This window comes from Nocardiopsis moroccensis (genome assembly GCF_055763695.1).
Map to the genome: position 1 here is coordinate 2,735,118 of NZ_CP199747.1, position 19,090 is coordinate 2,754,207.

Here is a 19,090-nt window from a genome sequence, read left to right on the forward strand (position 1 = left end):
GACTAGTCCTCCGCGTATTCCCAGAACGTCGGCCCGGTCGGCTGGTTGAAGTCACCCCGGGCGACGAGGTAGCCCTCGTCGTCGACGCCGATCGGAAGCTGCGGCAGCGGCCGGTGGGCCGGGCCGAAGACGACCTCAGCGGCGTTGGCCGCGTCGAACGTGGACTGGTGGCACGGGCACAGGATGCGGTGCGTGGTGCGCTCGTAGAGCGCGGCCGGGCAGCCGACGTGCGTGCAGATCTTCGAGTACGCCACGATGCCCTGGTGGGTCCAGTTCAGGTGGGTGTCCTCGCTGTCCTCACTGACCTTCTCCTTCATCCCGGACTCCCAGTCCTCCTCCGGGATCTTGATCAGCAGGATGACGGACTTGGCCTGGTCGGTGAGGCTCATCCCGTGCGGGTAGCCCTCGTCGTCCAGCGCGGGGAGGGCGGAGATCATCCCGTACGGGTCGTTCTCCACGTCCTCGGCCCGGAGGTAGCGGTGGGTGCCCTCGACATACATGCGCATGCCGTCGGTCCACCGGGTCTCCTTCATCCTGTCCCCGGGAACGGGGCCGGTGTCGCGCAGCAGGACGATCGGGGCGATACCCAGCGGCAGCATGGCCGCGATGAGGGTGCGACGCATCAGAGGACGCTTGGTGAAGCCGCTCTCGTCCGCGCTCTTCATGAAGAACTCGCTGAAGGAGCCCTTCTCCTCGTCCTTGGAGGGCAGTTCGTCGTAGGGCGAGGCCACCTCGTAGTGAGGCATGACGTTGCGCGCCCAGACCGTCATACCGGCACCGATACCGAACATGGCGAGGGTGAGCGTGCCACCGAGCAGCATGTTCGAGTACTGGGCGATCTGCGGGTCCCCGATCGCGGGCTCCCCCGCCGCGTTCGGCGGGAAGAGGAAGTACGAGACCAGGAATCCGATGCCGCCCAGGAAGGCGATGACGAACCACAGCGAGGCGATCTTCTCGCCCCGCCGCTGCTGCTCCTCCGGACGCTTGTGCGTCTCGGAGGCCAGGTACGGCCCGTCGTGCTCACCCTGTGTTTCGGGGGCGGTCTCGGACACCACGTCCGCGGTTTCCGTCGGGGTGCCGACCACGCGCTCGTTGGCGTCGTCCCCGGCGTTGTTGTCGTTGTTGTTCTCAGTCATGGGCACGCTGCTTCGCGGTGATCCAGATCGCGCAGGCGATGATCAGGGAGAGACCTACGGTCCACCCGATGAAACCCTCCGCCACCTGGCCGACTCGGTCCAGGTCGAAGATCCCGCCGGCGTTCGGTTCGGCCTGGAGGGTCTTCACGTAGGAGATGAGCTCCTGCTTCTCCTCCGGGGTGATGACGCCGTCGCTGAACATCGGCATGGCGCCGGGTCCACTGACCATGGCCTCGTAGATCTGGCGCGGGGTCGCGTCGTGGATCTCGGGGGCCCAACGGCCGTCGGTCAGGGCACCACCGCCACCGGACCAGCTGTGGCAGTGCGCACAGTTGGTCAGGTAGAGCTTCATGCCCATGTCGGTGTTGTCCGCGCCCTCGATGTAGGCGTCGTACTCGGCCTCGTACTCGGCGAGGGCCTCCTCGTAGGACTCCTCGTCCTCGAAGTTCGCACGTTCCGGAGCTTCGCCGGGCACCTCGTAGGGAATGTCGGCGCCGGCACCGTCGGTCCTGATCTGATCGTTGTAGTAGGCGATCAGGTTGTCGAGTTCCTCCTCGGACATGGCCATCGGCTTGCGCGGCATCTGGGTGTCCGGGTCCATCGACGGCATACGACCGGTGCTGACCTGGAAGTCGACCGCGGCCGATCCGACCTCGCGCAGGTCGGGACCGTTGGTGACGTTCCCGTCCTCGTCGTAGGTGCCGCTTCCGTCGTAGTTGTGGCAGCTCGCACAGGTCTGGTCGAAGATGGCCTTGCCCTCGGCGATGTCCACCTCGTCGGCGGACGGGGCCTCAGCGGCAAGGGTCTGCGCCTGCGCCTGGTCGGAGGTGGGGGCCAGTGCGGCGTACCCCACCCCGAACAGGGCTAGCGCGAGGATGACGACGACGTACCCCGCCAGGGGATGCCGTCGCCGCGCGGTAATCCATTTCACGGTTTCCCCGTTTCGGGTTACTGGATGAAGTAGATGGTTACGAACAAAGCGACCCAGACGACGTCGACGAAGTGCCAGTAGTAGGACACGACGATCGCACTAGTCGCCTGTTGGTGGGTGAAGCGCTTCGCGGCGTACGTGCGTCCCAGCATGATGAGGAACGCGATCAAACCACCGATGACGTGGAGTCCGTGGAAGCCCGTGGTCATGAAGAACATCGACCCGTAGGCGCTCGACTGCAGAGTCAGGCCCTCGTGGAGGATGAGCTCGTAGTACTCATACGCCTGTCCAAGGATGAAGAACAGGCCCATGAAGAACGTGATGAAGAACCACATGCGCAGCTTCTTGACGTCGCCGCGCTCCGCGGCCCAGACGCCGAACTGCGCGGTGAAGCTGGAAGCCACCAGGACAACGGTGATCGTGGACGCCCACGGCACGTTGAGGTGGACGTCCGCCCACTCGCCGAGCTCGGGGTTCCCGTTGGTCACCGATCGGATGGTGAAGTACATCGCGAACAGCGCAGCGAAGAACATGAGCTCGTTGGCAAGCCACACGATGGTGCCAACGCTCACCAGGTCAGGACGCTTTGCCGCACCATGCGCTGATGCGGTTGCTGTTTTTGGGTTCGCGGTTGCTGTCGCCACGGGAGCATTATTACGGCTTCTCGCGAAGGTCCGTACTCGACCCCCCGTAAGGAGGCGGATCGGTCCCGGTATCGACCGCCGCCAGGGCCCGGAGCAGCTCTGTCACTGTGACTCAGGCGTTACTGTAACCGCTCGTGCGCCGTCCGTCGGCACCTGACGCGCTCACATGGGCGGAAAAGCTCGATCCTGGGCGGCTGAGGCGATCCGTACCCGCCGACGAGACGCCTGAACCCCACCCGCCCAACGCTGAGGTATCGAAACGGTCACCGTTGGGCAACGCCGCCCCCGGGGCTGGTTAGCGAAGCTCCCCGGGGGCCTGGCATCCTGTGGTGTCGAAGGTCTCAACCCCTTCGCCGGTTCCCCGGCCCTTCTGGGCCGGGTGACCTCGAGGCAATACAGTCATAGGCATACAGCCAACGAACGCCACGGCCGCACCCCCCACGGCGGCGGCCGCGGACAGACGCGATGGGACGGTTGCGCGATGGTGGTCAGCGGTACGGACACGGGTGCCAGGATGCGCGTGCTGGTCTACAGCGACAAGGCGGACACCCGTGAGCAGGTGCGGTTGGCGATCGGTCGCCGCCCCGCCGCCGATGTTCCCAAGGTCGAGTTCGTCGAGTGCGCGACCGCGCCCGGTGTCCTGCGCAAGCTGGAGTCCAAGGACCCGGCCGAGCGCATCGACGTGGCCGTCTTCGACGGTGAGGCAGCGCCCACCGGCGGGATGGGCCTGTGCCGCCAGATCAAGGACGAGATCTTCCGCTGCCCGCCGGTGCTCCTGCTGGTGGGGCGGCGCGACGACGGCTGGCTGGCGACCTGGTCGCAGGCCGACCAGGTGGTGAGCCACCCGATCGACCCCGTCGCGCTCGCGGAGTCGCTGGCCGAACTCATGCGCCGGCGCACCGCGGCGCTCAGCGGGTGAACCGGTGGGGCGTGACGAACCCGGTCAGGCGATGACCGAGCGAGAGAACGGCGACAGGGACATGGATTCTCAGCCACGCAGCAGACGGTGCCCCGAATCATGGGGCCGAGGGCGATGGCGCGGCCGCGCCCTGTCCCTCTCCCTCCCCCGGAGCCGTTGAGGGCGGGCGGTCCGCTTCCGCCCGCCCCACGACGGCTGTCTCGCCAGTCCGCCCCTTTCGTCACCCGTGGAGTCAACGCCATGAACGTCCCCGAAGCCTCAGCCCCCGAACCGAACCGGCCGGAACAGGAGCGGACCGACTCCGCCGTCGAGGAGCGGACCTGGGCCAACCTGATCACCGCCCTGCTGGGCGGGGTCTCCCTCAGCACCGCCGACACCGAGTGGGCGATGAACGAGATCATGTCGGAGTCGGCGACCGACGCCCAGATCGCCGGTTTCGCGATCGCCCTGCGCGCCAAGGGCGAGAGCGTGTCCGAGGTGAGCGGTCTGGCCCAGGGCATGCTCGACAACGCGGTTCGAATCAGCGTGGACGGCCCGACCCTGGACATCGTCGGAACCGGCGGCGACCGGGCCCACACCGTGAACGTGTCCACGATGGCCGCCGTCGTCGCCTCGGCCGCGGGCGCCCGTGTGGTCAAGCACGGCAACCGCGCGGCGTCCTCCTCCTGCGGTACCGCCGACGTACTGGAGCGCCTCGGCGTGGTCCTGGACCTGCCGCCGGAGCTGACCGTACGGGTGGCCCAGGAGGCGGGCATCACCTTCTGCTTCGCCCCGCTGTTCCACCCCTCGCTGCGGTTCGCCGCCAAGCCGCGCCGTGAGCTGGCGGTGCCGACCGTGTTCAACTTCCTCGGTCCGCTGACCAACCCCGCCCAGCCCACCGCCTCGGCGATCGGCGTGTTCGACGAGCGCATGTGCGAGGTGATCGCCGGGGTGTTCGCCCGGCGCGGTTCCCGTGCCCTGGTCTTCCGGGGCGACGACGGCCTGGACGAACTGACCACGGCCACCTCGTCCACGGTCTGGGTGGTCTCCGACGGCCGGGCCCGGCGCGAACGGCTCGACCCGGCCGACCTGGGCATCGAACGGTCCGCGCCGGACGCCCTGCGCGGCGGCGACGTGGAGTTCAACGCCCAGGCCGTGCGCGACCTGGTCGGGGGGCGCCGGGGTCCGGTGCGCGACGCCGTGCTGCTCAACGCCGGCGCCGCCCTGGCCGCCGTGGACGGGGTCGAGGGCTCGCTGACCGAGGCGGTGCGCTCGGGTTACGAGCGGGCCGCCGCGGCGGTGGACAGCGGCGCCGCGCAGCGCCTCCTCGCCTCCTGGGTGGAGACCAGCCAGGGCCTGGCCAAGGGCCTCTAGGCACGGCCGGGAGCGCCGAGGACACACGCCGGGGGCGTGGTGGACGGAAGCCGTTCACCGCGCCCCCGGCCGTATCCGTGGCCCCTGCCGTCCGTTGGGCCCCCTGCGGCCGGGTACGGCTACCAGCCCAGGGCGAAGGCCGACTCCAGGTCGTGCTTGGAGTAGGTCTGGAAGGAGATGTGGGTGTCCGAGGAGGTCACACCGGGCACCTTGTTGACCCGGCCCGGAATCACCTCGGCGAGGTCCTCGTGGCGGCGCACCCGCACCATGGCGATGAGGTCGACCCCACCGGTGACGGAGTAGACCTCGCTGACCCCGTCGATCTCGGCGATCGCCTCGGCGACCTCGGGGATGCGGTGGACGTCGGCCTTGATCATGACGATCGCGGTGATCACTGTGCCTCCTGGGCGGTTCGGTGCGGGACGGGCGCCGGCCGGCGGGGCACTAGTAGACGTCGGAGAGCCGCGTCCCGGAGCGCCATCGCAGCCGGTACACCACGAGTCCCACGATCACCCCTGCGACGAACCCGTAGACGTGCGCCGCGTAGGCCACGTTGGATCCGGCGCCCGGAGCGGTCGAGGATGTGACGTAGAGAAGATACTGAAGCGCGAAGTAGCTGCCCACCACGGCCCACCCGGGCAGACGCATCGGGATGACCCCGAACACCAACGTGGTGACCCGGCTGCGGAACTGCACCACCAGGTACGCGCCGAGTACCCCGGAGATCGCCCCCGAGGCACCGATCATGGGCACGGTTCCGTCCGCGTCGGCCAGGGCGAAGCCGTAGGCGGCGACGATCCCGGTGACCAGGTACAGGACCAGGAAGCGGAACTTGCCGATCCGGTCCTCGACGACCGGCCCGAACACGAACAGGTAGACCATGTTCCCCAGCAGGTGCGCGGGCCCCGCGTGCAGGAACATCGAGCTGAGCACCGAGAACCAGACGGACTTGCCCTCGATGCCGCCGCACTCGGGGGTCAGCGGGGCGGCCAGGTCGGTCCGGCCCAGCATCTCGTCGGGGATCGCGCCCCAGCGCATGAAGTAGTCGTCGATCGCGCAGAAGCGCCCCACCATGTCCACCGGGTACCAGACGGCGGTGGTCGCCTGCGGTGACAGCAGGTAGACGAGGACGTTGACCGCGATCAGCCCGAAGGCGACGACGGGTGCGCGACGGACGGGGTAGTCGTCATTGAGCGGAAGCGCGGCCATGGGCCCAGTGTGTCATCTCGGCGTGCGCTTCGGCGCTCCGCAGCGGGCATGTCCACTCCCCCTCGATCTCGACCAGGCGGGTGCCCGCTCCGGTGAGCCAGTCCAGGACCAGTTCGGTCTCCCCCGCCGTGGCGTTGGGGACCGGACCGTACCCGGCGGGTACCCGCTCGGCGGTGGCGGTGAGGGAGCCCAGGAACGCGGCGGGGTCGGTGCCGGGCGCGAGGACGGCACTGGCCGCCAGGCGGCCGTGGCGGACCACGACGGTCTCCCACCCGGTGGCCCCGGGCCGGGAGGCGACCAGGTGCGGCACCGCGGCGATCGCGGTGAGCCGCTGGGCACGCCGGGCGCCGCGCAGGAAGGCGGCGAGCCGGTCGCGCAGACTCGCCGCCTCCTCGTAGCGCAGTTCGGCGGCGAGTTCGCGGATGCGGCCGGTGAGGGCGTCCACGACGACGGCGGGGTCCCCGGTCATGGCGGTGTGCGCGGCGTCGGCGTGCACGGTGTAGGCGGCCGGTGTCTCCGAGCCGTCGCAGGGGGCGCCGCAACGCCCCAGTTGGGCGAGTACGCACCGGGCCACCGGCCGGTCCGGGCTGAAGGTGTGCGTGCACTGGCGCAGCGGAAGGGCGTGCAGAATCGCCTCCCGGGCGGCCTCCGCCTCCCTCGGTGAGTTGTAGGGGCCCAGGTAGGGCGCTCCGTCGTCCTTGATCACGCGCACCACGGACAGGCGCGGATAGGCGTCCGTGGTGAGCTTGACCCAGGCGGCGCGTTCGGGGTTGCGCGAGCGGCGGTTGAACGGCGGTTTGCGTTCGGCGATGATGCGGAGTTCGCGGACCGAGGCCTCCAGGTCGGTGGTGCACACGATGGGGGTGACCCCCTCGACCAGCCCGGCCATCTCCCTGATCCGTCTGCGGGACTCGGCCGCGGTGAAGTACGAGGCGACCCGGCGGCGCAGATTGTTGCTCTTGCCGACGTACAGGCTCTGGCCCCGGGCGTCGGTGAACACGTACACGCCGGGGCGTTCGGGCAGGTCCTCGGCCAGGTGCCGCTTCTCGCGCTGGGCGCGGGTGGGGGGCTTGCTGACGGCCCGCAGCTCCTCCAGGCTGCTCACCCCCAGGGGCGCGAGCCGGGCGAGCAGCCCGTTGAGCACGTCGACGGTGGCGCGGGCGTCGTCCAAAGCCCGGTGGTTGGGGGTGGTGGGCGTGCCGAAGTAGGCGGCCAGGGTGCCCAGGCGGTGGTTGCGGACCTCGGGCCGGGGCAGCACGGCCCGGGCCAGGCGCAGGGTGTCCACGACCGGGGGCGCGGGCCACTCGACGGCCTCGCGTTCACAGGCCGCCCGGAGGAAACCGGTGTCGAAGGGGGCGTTGTGCGCGACCAGCACGGTGTTCGGGTCCGCGGTCAGGAAGGCGAGCAGGTCCGGCAGGACCTCCCCGACCGGCGGGGCGGTGGCCACCATCGACTGGGTGATCCCGGTCAGCAGGGTGACGTCGGCGGGGATGAGGGTGCCGGGATCGACCAGGGTGGCGAACTCGTCCACGACCCGCCCGCCGCGCACGCGGACCGCGCCGATCTCGGTGATCCGGGACTTCGAGGCGCTGGTGCCGGTGGTCTCCAGGTCGACCACGACGAAGGAGACCTCAGACAGCGGCGTGCCCAGGTCTTCGAGGCTGGTTTGGACGCCCGCGGGCGCCGCTGACTGTCGAAGCACCCGGTCAGGGTAGTCGGGGCCCACGACCAAACACCGCCGGGCTACGGTCCGCCCCGCCCGACATGGAAAGATGTGGATGACGGGGCGGCACGGACCGCCGCCCCGCGAGGAGCACGACGCAAGGAGGAACCGTGGGGATCGCGATGCCGGGTGACAGTGAGCGTTGGCGATGCACCGGGTGCGGTAATCTCACGCGGTTCGACGTGACCCGGACCGTGCGCTCCCAGGACTTCGTGCACCAGGAGTTGTCCGGTGCCGGCGAGGTCGAGGAGCGCACCGTGCTCTCCGAAACGGTCGAGCGGGTCAGGTGCCGGTGGTGCGGCGCCACCGACAGCGTGGAGATCGTCCCCCGTCCCGACGCCGACAGCCCGGTCTCCGGCTCCTCGTCGGAGAGCCCGACGGGTCGGTCATGAGCGCCCGCCCGGAGGCGGGCGGCGAGGCCGACGGCGCCGACCCGGACGACGGGAACGGCGCGGCCGGAACCACGGACGGTGAGAACGGCGGGGAGCTGCTCCGGCGTCCCCTGCCCGAGGCGGTGCGGGCCCGGGTGGTCGAGTACGGCTCCGACGTGCTCGGCGGAATGCGTCCGGCCGACCTTCCCCCGCTGCTGCGCAGGGTCGCCAGGTTCGAACCGCGCCGCCGGGCCAGGCTGGCCGGTCCGCAGATCGCCGCCCAGTTGGAGAACGACGCCGGTTTCCGGGGGATGGTCGCCGCCCGGGTGGAGCAGGTGTGGCCCGAACTCGCCGAGGGCATGCGCGCCGGGGTGGTCCCGCCCGCGGCCGACCCGGTGGCGGTGGCCGCCAGCGCCTACCTGCTACGGCCACGGGGCTGGTCCGGGATCATCGAGGACGTCCACGCCGAGCTGGACCGGCAGACCAGCGCCAAGGAGGTGGACGAGGCCGCGGAGGCCCTCGAGGACGTTCGCAGACGCCTGGAGGAGGCCCGGCGCGGACACCAGGCGGAGCTGGAACGGCTCCGCGGGCAGATCGGCGACCAGCGCGCGGAGATCGCCGAGTTGCGCCGCAAGGTGCACACCGAGCGGCAGCGCGCGAGGAGGGCCACCGCCGAGGCGGACCGGGCCCTGGCCGAGACCGCCGACCGGCGCCACGAGAGCGAGAACCAGGTCAGCGCGCTGGAGGTGGAGAACCGCCGGCTGCGGTCCCGGCTCGCGGACGCCGAGGCCCAGGTGGAGAACGCCCGCCGGGCGGTGCGCACCGGCCGCAACGCCGACGAGGCGCGCCTGCGCGTGCTGTTGGACGTCCTGGTGGACGCCTCGCACGGTCTGCGGCGTGAACTGGCGCTGCCCACCGCACTGGACAGCCCGGCCGACCTGCTCGCCGAGGCGCAGGAGGAGCAGCGCCGGGTGTCGCTGGGCGGTCTGCCCGACGACGACCCGGGTCTGCTGGAGCACCTGCTGACGGTCCCCCGGGTGCACCTGCTGGTCGACGGCTACAACGTCACCAAGACCGGGTACGGGACCCTGCCCCTGGCCGACCAGCGCAACCGGCTGCTCACCTCGTTGGAGGGGCTCGCCAGCCGGACCAAGGCGGAGATCACCTGCGTGTTCGACGGGGCGGATGTGGAGGCCCCTCCGGTGGTGCCCAGCCGCCGGGTCCGTCTGCTGTTCAGCGCCCCCGGTGAGACCGCGGACGAGCTGATCGTCCGCCTCGTGCGGGCCGAACCTCCCGGCCGGCCGATCGCCGTGGTGACCTCCGACAAGGAGATCGTGACGGCGGTACGGCGGGTGGGTGCACGCGCGGTGCCCTCCCCGATCTTCCTGCGCCGCCTGGACTCGCACGGTTGAACCGGGTTCCCGCAGCCGGGGCGCCCGTACCCGGACCGGACCCGGGTGCGGACGCCCCGGCTGAGAGCGAACCCACGCGCGGATGCCGGCCGGGCCCGGCGCACCCCCGTTCCACTGCCCAAACGCCCGGACCGGGGCGGCTGGGGCCGCCGTTACGGGCGAAGTCCGTTCCGCGTCGTGGTTGAGAGGCACGGGCCGGTCCGCTAGGTTCTTCCCGGAGCGTGAGTGCTTCGTCGGATAGAAGGCCGCCCCTGTGCCCTCTCCTGACCGGCGACAGGCCCGCACACTCACACGAGGCCCGTGCCCGCATACGGGACCCCCGCGCCTCTCCGTCTCCCGAATACCCCATGCGGACTTCCCAATTCCAAGGAGCGTGGACCGCCATGAAGAACCCCGGTGGTCGGCGTACGGCTCGCCGAATCGCTACGACCGGTCTCGGCGTGGTCGCCGCCGGTACCTTCATCGCCCCTGGTGTCGCACACGCGGAGCCGACCCAGGACGAGGTCGAGGACCGCATCGAGGAGCTGAACCAGGAGGCCTCCACCGCGGTCGAGGAGTACAACCAGGCCGAGGAGGACTACGAGGCCGCCAAGGCCGCCTACGACGAACTCGACGAGCAGGTCGGCGACGAGCAGGAGCGCTACGACGAGCTGCGGGAACAGGTCCAGCAGTTCGCCAACGCCACCTACCAGGGCGGTGACCTCAACTCGACCGCCAACGTGCTGACCTCCGACGGCCCCGAGACGCTGCTCGAGCAGAACGCCGACCTGAACTACCTGTCGGAGAGCCAGCAGAGCCAGCTCGACGACTTCGGCGAGTCCTCCGAGCGCCTGTTCGCGCTCAAGGACGAGGCGGAGAAGGCCCTGGAGGACGCTGAGGAGTCCAAGGACGAGGCCGAGGAGGCCAAGGAGGAGGTCGAGGAGGCCATCGAGGAGCAGCAGGAGCTCTTGGCCCAGTTCCCCGACTCCGACCCCTCGGCGGAGGGCGCCGACGACAGCGCCGGCCAGACCCACGCGGGCAGTGGCAACGCCTCGGCCGCCCTGGACTTCGCCTACTCCAAGGTGGGTCTGCCCTACGTGTGGGGCGGCACCGGCCCGAACGGCTACGACTGCTCCGGACTGGTCCAGGCCTCCTGGCGCCACGCCGGCGTCAACCTGCCGCGCACCACCTACGCGCAGGCCGGCATGGGCACGCGGATCAACGACTACGGTTCGCTCCAGCCGGGCGACATCATGTTCTTCTCCGGCCAGGGCCACAACGGCCTCTACGCCGGCAACGGCCAGATGGTGCACGCTCCGAGCAGCGGCCGCAACATCGAGGTCGTCGACCTGGCCGCCTACTGGGCCGGCCAGTTCGAGTTCGCGGTGCGTCTGTAGACCGCGGTTCCACACCCGTCCGTGAGGCCGCCGTCCCGTTCCGGGGCGGCGGCCTCACGCATGCGGGGCCGAGCTCGGATGGCGTGCCCGGGCCGAGGAATCGTATTTCGGACAGTCCACGTCTTGTGCTGGAACGTCACGAAACAGTTGAGAGCGTCCCAAGAGATGCACTAGTGTTCATCGCCGAGCGTGGTTGCTCCTCTTCACCACCCCCCGGTGGTGACAGCCGCGACCGGGTCGGGCACACCCCCACACCGTTTCGGCCACCCACTCTGGCCCGAGGATCCCACCCGGTGCAGTCCCTTGTTCCCGTAGGTCTGGGACAAGGGGAGAAAGGTGTTTCCCTGTGTCTGCATCCCGTGGCGACCGCCGGCGCCAGACCGCGGTCATCGCCTCCTTCGCCCTCGGCGCCCTCCTCCTCCCCGCCGCCGTGGCCCACGCCGAGCCGACCGCCGACGAGGTCCGCGAGGAGATCGAGAGCCTCGAAGAGGAGTTCATCGAACTCAACGCGACCTACAACGAGGCCAAGGAGACCTACGAAGCCGCCGAGGAGAAGCTGGAGGGCATCCTCGGGGACATCGAGACCGCCGAGGAGCGGGTCGAGGAACTCAGCGGTGGTGTGCGCACCCTGGCCAACACCGCCTACACCGGCGTGGACCTGACCTCCCCCACCCAGTTGATCGGCGCCACCGGCCCCGAGGAGGCCCTGGAGCACCAGGCCGACCTGGCCTACCTCTCGGAACAGCACCAGGAGAGCCTCTCCCAGTACGTGGAGCAGCTGGAGCACCTGGAGAGCCTGCGCACCGAGGCGGAGGAGACCGAGTCATCCGCCGCGGAGGCGCTGGAGGAGGCGGAGACCGCCACCGAGGAATCCGAGGAGGCCATCGCCGAGCAGGAGGCGATCCTCGCCGACCTGACCGCCGAGGAGCAGGCGGCGGCCACCGAGAACGTCAGTACCGACAGCGGTGGGAGCGGCGGGGGCGGCGGAGCCACCTACACCGGCCCGGCCTCGGGTAATGCCCAGACCGTGCTCAGCTTCGCCTACGACCAGGTCGGCAAGCCCTACGTCTGGGGCGGCACCGGCCCCGACGGCTACGACTGCTCCGGCCTCACCCAGGCCGCCTGGGCCCAGGTCGGCGTGAACCTGCCGCGCACCACCTACGACCAGGTCAACGCGGGCCAGCGGGTGTCCTGGGAGAACAAGCAGCCCGGTGACCTGCTCTTCTTCTACGGTTCCAGCCCGAGCCACGTGGGCCTGTACGCGGGCGACGGCGTGATGGTCCACGCCTCCACCTCCTCACGCCCGATCGGCACGGTCCAGCTGAGCGACTACTACCGCTCCAACTTCGTCGCCGCCGTGCGCCCCTAGGCCCTCCCCCGCGGTGATCTTGCTACCAGAGGCGATTTCGGCGCCGAAGTTGCCCCTGGTAGCAAGATCGCCGGGCACCTGTCCCGGCCCGCCCGCGCCGCTCCAGGACGTCCGCGCCCCCGGGCCCTAGAATCCTGGGGTGTCCCGAAGAACCCTCATCATCACCAACGACTTCCCTCCGCGCGCGGGCGGCATCGAGTCCTTCGTGCACGAGCTGGCCCGGCGCCGCCCCGAGGGGTCGGTCCTGGTCTACTGCTCCTCCCCCGGCGACGCGGACCGGACCGCCGACCCGCACTTCGACCTGCGCCAGCCCTTCCCCGTCGTACGGGACGCGGCCAGGGTGCTGCTGCCCACGCCGAGGGTGGCCCGCAGGGCCCGGGCCATCGCCGAGCTGGAGGGGTGCGACTCGGTGCTCTACGGGGCCGCCGCCCCCCTGGGCCTGCTCGCCGCCGGCCTGCGTCCGCTGGTACGGCGCCAGGTGGCGCTCACCCACGGACACGAGACCGGCTGGACGGTGGTCCCCGGGGGGAGTTCGGTGCTCAGGCGCATCGGGGAGACCGTCGACACCGTCACCTATCTGGGCGAGTACACCAGGCGACGGCTGACGCGCTCGCTCTCCCCCTCGGCCGCGTCCCGGATGCGCCGCCTGGCCCCCGGCGTGGACACCGAACGCTTCCGTCCCGGGGTCGGCGGGGACGAGGTCCGCCAGCGCCTCGGTCTGGGCACGCGGCCCGTGGTCGTGTGCGTGTCCCGCATGGTGCCCCGCAAGGGCCAGGACACCCTGATCCGGGCCTGGCCCCGGGTCCTGGCCGACGTCCCGGACGCCGTCCTGCTGTTCGTCGGCGACGGCCCCTACGCCCCCCGGCTCCGCTCGGCGGCACGGGGCATGGACTCCGTACGGTTCACCGGCCCGGTCCCCGCCGACGAACTGCCCGCCCACTACGACGCGGGCGACGTCTTCGCGATGCCCTGCCGGACCAGATGGGACGGCCTGGACGTCGAGGGCCTGGGGATGGTCTACCTGGAGGCCTCCGCCACCGGGCTCCCGGTGGTCGCCGGGGCCTCGGGGGGCGCCCCGGACGCCGTGCTGGAGGACCGGACGGGACACGTGGTCGACGGTTCGGTGCCCGGGCCGACCGCCCGTGCGCTCATCCGGCTCCTGAAGGACCCCGACCGCGCCGCCCAGATGGGCGCACACGGCCGGGAGTGGGTGTCCGGGGAATGGACCTGGGACCGCACCCTCGAACGCCTGGACGGCCTTCTGGGGGGCGCGGGGACGGCTCCCTAGAGGCCTTCCCCGTGCACGGAGCCGGGGGTGCCGGAGCCGTCGGTGCTCTGGGGTAGGCCGGTCGCGCTGTGGGAGAGCCACTCCTCCCAGGAGCGCTGGTAGTAGCCCCAGCCGTTGTCCCACTCCAGTTGCCGGTCGGTTCCGGTGGTCTCCAGGACGTCCCCCATCAGCGACTGGTCGTGGAACCAGCGTGCGTCCTGCACGGACATGTTGGTGCAGCCGTTGGAGGTGTTGGCGCTGCCGATCCTGCCGTTCCAGGGGGCGGCGTGGGTGAACTCGCCGCTGTTGGACGTGCGGACCGCCCAGTCCACGTCCAACCGGTAGTAGCCGGGCGAACCCTCGGGGATGCCCACGGTCGCGGAGTCCATGACCAGTGTCCGGTACTTCTCCATGGTGAGGTGGGTCCCGGAGGTGGTGGTGTTGAACCGCTCCTGGGCCGCACCGTTGCTGACCGGGATGGTGCGGACGTTCTCGCCGTCGATCGCCACGTTCATCTCGTGGTCGGGCACGTGCATGGTGGAGACCAGTTCGCGGCCGACCTCGAACTCGATCCGGTGGTCCTCGACTCCGTAGACGCCGTCCGCGGCCTCCACTCCGGACAGGCGCAGGTCGACGGAGACCTCCTGGTAGGGGTCCCAGTACTCCTTGGGCCGGAAGACCGCCGTCTCGTCGGTGATCCAGTTCCAGGCGCCCTCCGTCTCCTGTTCGGCCGTGACCTCGATGGAGTTCTCCACCTGTTCCCTGTTCGTGACGGGCAGGTCGAAGGTGACGATGACCGGCATGCCCACCCCGACGACGTCACCGCTGTTGGGGAAGTTGGCGGCCAGTTCGAGGCGCTGCCCGGGCGTGGCCTCCAGGGTGGTGAACTCCGAGACGACCTCGGTCTCCTCACCCGAGGCGTCCGCGGCGGTGGCGGTGACGGTGACCGCGGCCCCGGGGCGCAGGTTCCAGTCGCTCACCCAGGTGTCGCCGCCCTCGTTGAGGGTGCCGGTGACCTCGAAGGCGTTCCCGCCCTCCTCCGGGTCCTCGGAGCCGCCCGAGGCGATCTCGTCCGGGGTGGCCTGTTCGATCCGGACGTCGGTGACGGTTCCGTCCGCGGTCGTCACCCGGACCGGGCTGTTGGGCGGGACCGCGGTGGCTCCGGGCTCGGGGGTGATCTCCACCTCCGGCCCCGTGGAGCCCTCCCCCGGGACCGCGGTGCCCTCGGGTTCGGGCCCGCCCGGGGAGGTACAGGCCGCCGTGAGGAACACGAGAGTGGCAGCGGCCGTCACGGCCGGTCGCGGGTGGGAGATTCGTCGCTTCACACCAAGGACCTCCAGCGTCTGTCTCGACGGGCCCGGGCGTGTGCGGAGCGGATGCGCGCCGGTGTGACGCCGTCAGGGCCTGAATGCACCGCGGCCCCTGGGAAGAGGCCGCGGAGGTCACCGGAAAAGAGCGCCCCGGTGCCCGGGGATCGTCCTGGGACGACCGTCCGGCCACCGGGGCGGTGACTCTCGCATCCTACCCTGCGTAGCCAATCCCTCTCAAAGAGTAATCGCCACGTGGGGTGCGCACGTCAGTGCTGGAACTCCTTGCGGTAGTACTCGAAGATCCAGCCGATCGCGGTGAGGATGATCGCGAAGAAGCCGGTGATGACCATCCACCAGCCGATCGCGACGCCGACCGCCGTGAAGGCGACCGCCAGCGCGACGAACATCGGCCACCAGCTGTGCGGGCTGAAGAAACCGTACTCGCCGGAGTTCTCGGCGATCTCACCGTCGAGGCGCTCCTCGGGCGGGAGCCCGTGGAAGTGCTCACTGCGGCGGGCCGCCTGCCAGAGCCAGAAGCCGACCATCCAGCCGAAGCCGATGGCCACGACCAGGGCGGTGGTACCCGCCCACTCGATCTGGCCGGTGTCCTGGATGGACCAGTAGATGTACAGGGCAGCAGCAAGACCGAAGAAGGTCGAGATGCCCATGAACAGATAGGCCTGCATCTTCATGGCATGCTCACCCTGTTCCTCTCGGGATCGGTCGCACCTGGGGCCGCGGCGTGCGGGTGGTTGAGGTCGAAGGCCGGACGCTCGGACCGGATCCGCGGCAGCGACGTGAAGTTGTGCCGCGGCGGCGGGCAGGAGGTCGCCCACTCCAGGGAGCAGCCGTAGCCCCACGGGTCGTCCACGGTGACCAGCGGCGCCCTCTTCGCGGTGATGTACACGTTCCAGAAGAAGATGAGCGTGGAGGCCGCGAGCACGAACGAGGACACCGAGGAGATCTGGTTCAGCTCGGTGAACCCGTCACCGGGCAGGTAGTCCGCGTAACGGCGCGGGAAGCCCATCGCACCCAGCCAGTGCTGCACCAGGAAGGTGCCGTGGAAGCCCAGGAACAGCAGCCAGAAGTGGAACTTGCCCAGCTTCTCGTTGAGCATCCTGCCGGTGAACTTGGGCCACCAGAAGTAGAAGCCCGCGAACATCGCGAACACCACGGTGCCGAAGACCACGTAGTGGAAGTGCGCCACCACGAAGTAGGAGTCGGTGACGTGGAAGTCGATGGGCGGAGAGGCCAGCAGCACACCGGTCAGACCACCGAAGAGGAAGGTGACCAGGAAGCCGACCGTGAAGAGCATCGGCGTCTCGAAGGTGAGCTGGCCGCGCCACATCGTCCCGATCCAGTTGAAGAACTTCACACCGGTGGGAACCGCGATGAGGAACGTCATGAAGGAGAAGAACGGCAGCAGCACGGCGCCGGTCGGGAACATGTGGTGGGCCCACACGGTCACGGACAGGCCGGCGATGGCGATGGTGGCCGCCACCAGGCTCTTGTAGCCGAAGATCGGCTTGCGGCTGAACACCGGCAGGATCTCGGTCGCGATACCGAAGAACGGCAGCGCGATGATGTAGACCTCCGGGTGCCCGAAGAACCAGAACAGGTGCTGCCAGAGGATGGCGCCGCCGTGTTCGGCGTTGAAGACCTGGGTACCGATCATCCGGTCCGCGCCCAGGGCGATCAGGGCCGCGGTCAACACCGGGAACGCGATGAGCACCAGAACACTGGTGAGCAGGGTGTTCCAGGTGAAGATCGGCATCCGGAACATCGTCATACCGGGCGCGCGCATGCACAGGCCGGTGGTGATGAAGTTGACCGCGCCCAGAATGGTGCCCAGACCGGAGACGGCCAGGCCCAGGATCCACAGGTCGCCGCCCAGGCCCGGCGAGCGGACCGCGTCGGACAGCGGCGTGTAGGCGAACCAGCCGAAGCTGGCCGCGCCACCCGGGGTCAGGAACCCGCCGACGGCGATGAGGCTGCCGAACAGGTACAGGTAGTAGCCGAACAGGTTGATCCTGGGGAAGGCCACGTCCGGGGCGCCGATCTGCAGCGGCATGAGGATGTTCGAGAACCCGACGAACAGCGGGGTCGCGAACATCAGCAGCATGATCGTGCCGTGCATCGTGAACATCTGGTTGAACTGCTCGTTGGACATGACCTGCATGCCCGGCAGGAACAGCTCCAGACGCATCATGAGCGCCAGCACGCCGCCCAGGAGGAAGAAGGCGAAGGAGGTGATCAGGTACATGTACCCGATGACCTTGTGGTCGGTCGACGTCATCCAGTTGACGATGATCGACCCTTTGCGTGACGGTGTCTGCCCGTCGTGGGGTTCGGTTGCCATTTACTCGTCATTCTCCTCGGACTCGGTCGCCTCGGCGCCCGTGCCCTCAGCGTCAGTGCCGTCGGCACCCGTGCCCTCGGCGAGGTCGGTCTCGGCGCCGGGACCCTCGGCCTGCTCGGCCTCGGAGGCCTCGGCCTCCTGCTCGGCGGCCCAGGTGTCGTACTCGTCCTGCGGGAGAACCTCGACGTTGAAGAGCATGCGGGTGTGGTCCACACCGCACAGCTCGGCGCAGCGTCCGACGTAGTCGCCCGCGGTGCCCTCGTTGATGTTCGCCTGGAAGGCGTTGTCACGGCCCGGGACGACGTCCATCTTGAAGCCGAACGCCGGAATCCAGAACGAGTGGATGACGTCGGGCGAGTGGAGGTCGAAGTGGACGACGGCGTCCTCGGGAAGCACCAGGGTGGTCTGGGTGTCGCGGTTGGCGGTGCCGTCCGGGTTGGGGACACCGGTCTCGGAGAAGAGCACCTCCCCGCCGTTCTCCTTGGTGTCGTCCATGTAGTTGAACTGCCAGGCCCATTGGAAGGCCACGACCTCTACATGGACGTCCGCGGGCTCTTCGGTGTCGAGCAGGTAGGCCTGGTCTCGCGCGGTGAAGAAGAAGAGCACCGAGATGATGACGATCGGCAGGACGGTGTACAGCGCTTCGATGGGCATGTTGTACCGCACCTGTGGCGGCAGCTGCTCAGAGCGCTTGCGGTGGAAGAGGATCGTCCAGATGAACAGTCCCCACACGAGAATGCCGACCGCGAAAGCCGCCAACCACGAGCCCTGCCAGAGCGAGAGAACACGCTCGGCCTGCTCGGTGATCGGCTCCGGCATGCCCAAACGAGTGAGCTCGTTCGACGCGCAGCCGGTCGCGGCCAGCCCCAGCACGGCGAGCGCGGCGCCGCGTGGTGCCCATCGGCGCAGAGTTGAGCGCCGATTTTCTTGGCGGGTCGGACTCACGGATTGCCTTCCCAGCGGTGAAGCCCGTGGATCCTCCACGGGCGGCCTAAGTATCCAAAGCTTGTCAGGGGGAAACATTATCGCGAACCGCCCAGCGTGCCGTTCATGGGCTTGCCTGGTCAGCGTGTTGCCAGACACGCCCCCCGGAACGCCCGGTGGTCTCGCGGAGCCGGGCCAGGTCGCCCCCGAGGGACTTCCTCCCGGCTGGCTACGAGGCGCGGCCCGGCGTTCCCCCGAGCCCTCGGCCGCGATCGTGTACATCGCCGCCCGCGGCGGTGGTGTACGCGTTCACGGCGCGAGACTAAGGCGAGCGTATCGCTGGGTTTACGACACCCTTAACCGGGTGCGCCTTTTCGCGCGGCCCGGATCAAGATTGGGCCACAGGACGACAACCGAAAGGGGTGGACGTGCCCGAACGACCGCGGCCTCTGGTCACCGTGGAGGCGCTGGGCCGCAAGTGCCCGATCCCGATCATCATGCTCGCCGCCCGACTGCACGAAGTGCCCATCGGCGCGGTCATCGCGGTCACCGCGGACGATCCCGCGGCGAGCGCGGACATACCTGCCTGGTGCCGGATGAAGATGCACGAGTTCGTCGTCGAGCAGCCGTTGGCGCGGGGTAGCGCGTTTCACATCCGCCGGATGTACTGACCGCCCGGCGAGGGCCCCGGGGTCGGATCGGAGGTTCCGGTTCCGTTGCGATAACGATTCGCGCCAGCCCGTTTTTCGGAGGCGGCACGGCGCGTCCGCACCCCCGTCCGGCGCGC

The 19,090-nt window shown here is 69.7% G+C and carries 18 protein-coding genes; 8 read left to right on the forward strand and 10 right to left on the reverse strand.

The annotated features are described in order from the left end of the window. Positions 1–2: 2 nt before the first annotated feature. Genes qcrA through ctaE form a run of 3 tightly spaced genes read right to left on the reverse strand, consistent with a single transcriptional unit; the run spans position 3 to position 2,711 of the window. Entirely contained in the window at positions 3–1,136 is a 1,134-nt protein-coding gene (qcrA, locus tag ACUKCB_RS12125) for a cytochrome bc1 complex Rieske iron-sulfur subunit (protein WP_473040602.1), read from the reverse strand. Then, positions 1,129–2,067, reverse strand: coding sequence for a cytochrome bc1 complex diheme cytochrome c subunit (gene qcrC, locus ACUKCB_RS12130; protein WP_473040603.1), 939 nt, complete (start codon positions 2,065–2,067; stop codon positions 1,129–1,131). Before qcrC ends, qcrA begins: the two co-directional genes overlap by 8 nt. A 17-nt stretch (positions 2,068–2,084) precedes the next feature. Beyond that, the gene (gene ctaE / locus ACUKCB_RS12135; RefSeq protein WP_473040604.1) at positions 2,085–2,711 is read right to left on the reverse strand and encodes an aa3-type cytochrome oxidase subunit III; all 627 of its coding nucleotides are present in this window, start codon (positions 2,709–2,711) and stop codon (positions 2,085–2,087) included. Between the two features lie 481 nt (positions 2,712–3,192). Between ctaE and ACUKCB_RS12140 the strand changes: the two genes are divergently transcribed. Next, complete coding sequence (locus tag ACUKCB_RS12140; RefSeq protein WP_452546012.1) at positions 3,193–3,630, forward strand: hypothetical protein; 438 nt, start codon at positions 3,193–3,195, stop codon at positions 3,628–3,630. A gap of 240 nt (positions 3,631–3,870) precedes the next feature. Further along, the gene (trpD, locus tag ACUKCB_RS12145; RefSeq protein ID WP_473040605.1) at positions 3,871–4,983 is read left to right on the forward strand and encodes an anthranilate phosphoribosyltransferase; all 1,113 of its coding nucleotides are present in this window, start codon (positions 3,871–3,873) and stop codon (positions 4,981–4,983) included. 119 nt (positions 4,984–5,102) lie between these two features. On the opposite strand, the gene ACUKCB_RS12150 is transcribed toward trpD, so the two are convergent. Genes ACUKCB_RS12150 through ACUKCB_RS12160 form a run of 3 tightly spaced genes read right to left on the reverse strand, consistent with a single transcriptional unit; the run spans position 5,103 to position 7,894 of the window. Further along, on the reverse strand, positions 5,103–5,378 hold the full coding sequence (locus tag ACUKCB_RS12150) for an Lrp/AsnC family transcriptional regulator (protein WP_473040606.1): 276 nt from the start codon (positions 5,376–5,378) through the stop codon (positions 5,103–5,105). 49 nt (positions 5,379–5,427) lie between these two features. Continuing rightward, a complete protein-coding gene (locus ACUKCB_RS12155) occupies positions 5,428–6,192 on the reverse strand; it encodes a rhomboid family intramembrane serine protease (RefSeq protein WP_473040607.1) in 765 nt (254 codons plus the stop codon). Continuing rightward, complete coding sequence (locus tag ACUKCB_RS12160) at positions 6,170–7,894, reverse strand: DEDD exonuclease domain-containing protein (RefSeq protein WP_473040608.1); 1,725 nt, start codon at positions 7,892–7,894, stop codon at positions 6,170–6,172. Before ACUKCB_RS12160 ends, ACUKCB_RS12155 begins: the two co-directional genes overlap by 23 nt. Positions 7,895–8,025: 131 nt before the next feature. On the opposite strand from ACUKCB_RS12160, the gene ACUKCB_RS12165 reads away from it, so the two are divergent. The 5 genes from ACUKCB_RS12165 to ACUKCB_RS12185 all read left to right on the forward strand — a co-directional run bounded on the left by ACUKCB_RS12165 (position 8,026) and on the right by ACUKCB_RS12185 (position 13,731). After that, the gene (locus ACUKCB_RS12165; RefSeq protein ID WP_473040609.1) at positions 8,026–8,307 is read left to right on the forward strand and encodes a hypothetical protein; all 282 of its coding nucleotides are present in this window, start codon (positions 8,026–8,028) and stop codon (positions 8,305–8,307) included. Further along, the gene (locus tag ACUKCB_RS12170) at positions 8,304–9,698 is read left to right on the forward strand and encodes an NYN domain-containing protein (protein ID WP_473040610.1); all 1,395 of its coding nucleotides are present in this window, start codon (positions 8,304–8,306) and stop codon (positions 9,696–9,698) included. Before ACUKCB_RS12165 ends, ACUKCB_RS12170 begins: the two co-directional genes overlap by 4 nt. 383 nt (positions 9,699–10,081) lie before the next feature. Then, a complete protein-coding gene (locus tag ACUKCB_RS12175; protein ID WP_473040611.1) occupies positions 10,082–11,074 on the forward strand; it encodes a C40 family peptidase in 993 nt (330 codons plus the stop codon). A gap of 346 nt (positions 11,075–11,420) precedes the next feature. Beyond that, on the forward strand, positions 11,421–12,443 hold the full coding sequence (locus ACUKCB_RS12180) for a C40 family peptidase (RefSeq protein WP_473040612.1): 1,023 nt from the start codon (positions 11,421–11,423) through the stop codon (positions 12,441–12,443). A 139-nt stretch (positions 12,444–12,582) separates the two neighbouring features. Further along, positions 12,583–13,731, forward strand: coding sequence for a glycosyltransferase family 4 protein (locus tag ACUKCB_RS12185; protein WP_473040613.1), 1,149 nt, complete (start codon positions 12,583–12,585; stop codon positions 13,729–13,731). On the opposite strand, the gene ACUKCB_RS12190 is transcribed toward ACUKCB_RS12185, so the two are convergent. The 4 genes from ACUKCB_RS12190 to ctaC all read right to left on the reverse strand — a co-directional run bounded on the left by ACUKCB_RS12190 (position 13,728) and on the right by ctaC (position 18,324). Then, positions 13,728–15,035, reverse strand: coding sequence for a L,D-transpeptidase (locus ACUKCB_RS12190; RefSeq protein ID WP_473040614.1), 1,308 nt, complete (start codon positions 15,033–15,035; stop codon positions 13,728–13,730). The two genes, ACUKCB_RS12185 and ACUKCB_RS12190, sit on opposite strands and share 4 nt — an antisense overlap. A 251-nt stretch (positions 15,036–15,286) precedes the next feature. Beyond that, the gene (locus tag ACUKCB_RS12195) at positions 15,287–15,712 is read right to left on the reverse strand and encodes a cytochrome c oxidase subunit 4 (RefSeq protein WP_473040615.1); all 426 of its coding nucleotides are present in this window, start codon (positions 15,710–15,712) and stop codon (positions 15,287–15,289) included. Further along, positions 15,709–17,379, reverse strand: coding sequence for an aa3-type cytochrome oxidase subunit I (gene ctaD / locus ACUKCB_RS12200; protein WP_191273464.1), 1,671 nt, complete (start codon positions 17,377–17,379; stop codon positions 15,709–15,711). Before ctaD ends, ACUKCB_RS12195 begins: the two co-directional genes overlap by 4 nt. Continuing rightward, a complete protein-coding gene (gene ctaC, locus ACUKCB_RS12205; protein ID WP_473040616.1) occupies positions 17,380–18,324 on the reverse strand; it encodes an aa3-type cytochrome oxidase subunit II in 945 nt (314 codons plus the stop codon). Positions 18,325–18,725: 401 nt separating this feature from the next. On the opposite strand from ctaC, the gene ACUKCB_RS12210 reads away from it, so the two are divergent. Then, positions 18,726–18,974: a sulfurtransferase TusA family protein gene (locus tag ACUKCB_RS12210; RefSeq protein ID WP_452545994.1), complete on the forward strand. Its 249-nt coding sequence runs from the start codon at positions 18,726–18,728 to the stop codon at positions 18,972–18,974. Positions 18,975–19,090: the final 116 nt, after the last annotated feature.

Coding starts and splice junctions, on each gene's coding strand:
- qcrA (WP_473040602.1), bottom strand. CDS start 1,136: ATGACTGAGAACAACAACGACAACAACGCCGGGGACGACGCCAACGAG.
- trpD (WP_473040605.1), top strand. CDS start 3,871: ATGAACGTCCCCGAAGCCTCAGCCCCCGAACCGAACCGGCCGGAACAG.
- ctaD (WP_191273464.1), bottom strand. CDS start 17,379: ATGGCAACCGAACCCCACGACGGGCAGACACCGTCACGCAAAGGGTCG.
- ACUKCB_RS12170 (WP_473040610.1), top strand. CDS start 8,304: ATGAGCGCCCGCCCGGAGGCGGGCGGCGAGGCCGACGGCGCCGACCCG.
- ACUKCB_RS12195 (WP_473040615.1), bottom strand. CDS start 15,712: ATGAAGATGCAGGCCTATCTGTTCATGGGCATCTCGACCTTCTTCGGT.
- ACUKCB_RS12175 (WP_473040611.1), top strand. CDS start 10,082: ATGAAGAACCCCGGTGGTCGGCGTACGGCTCGCCGAATCGCTACGACC.
- ACUKCB_RS12140 (WP_452546012.1), top strand. CDS start 3,193: ATGGTGGTCAGCGGTACGGACACGGGTGCCAGGATGCGCGTGCTGGTC.
- ACUKCB_RS12155 (WP_473040607.1), bottom strand. CDS start 6,192: ATGGCCGCGCTTCCGCTCAATGACGACTACCCCGTCCGTCGCGCACCC.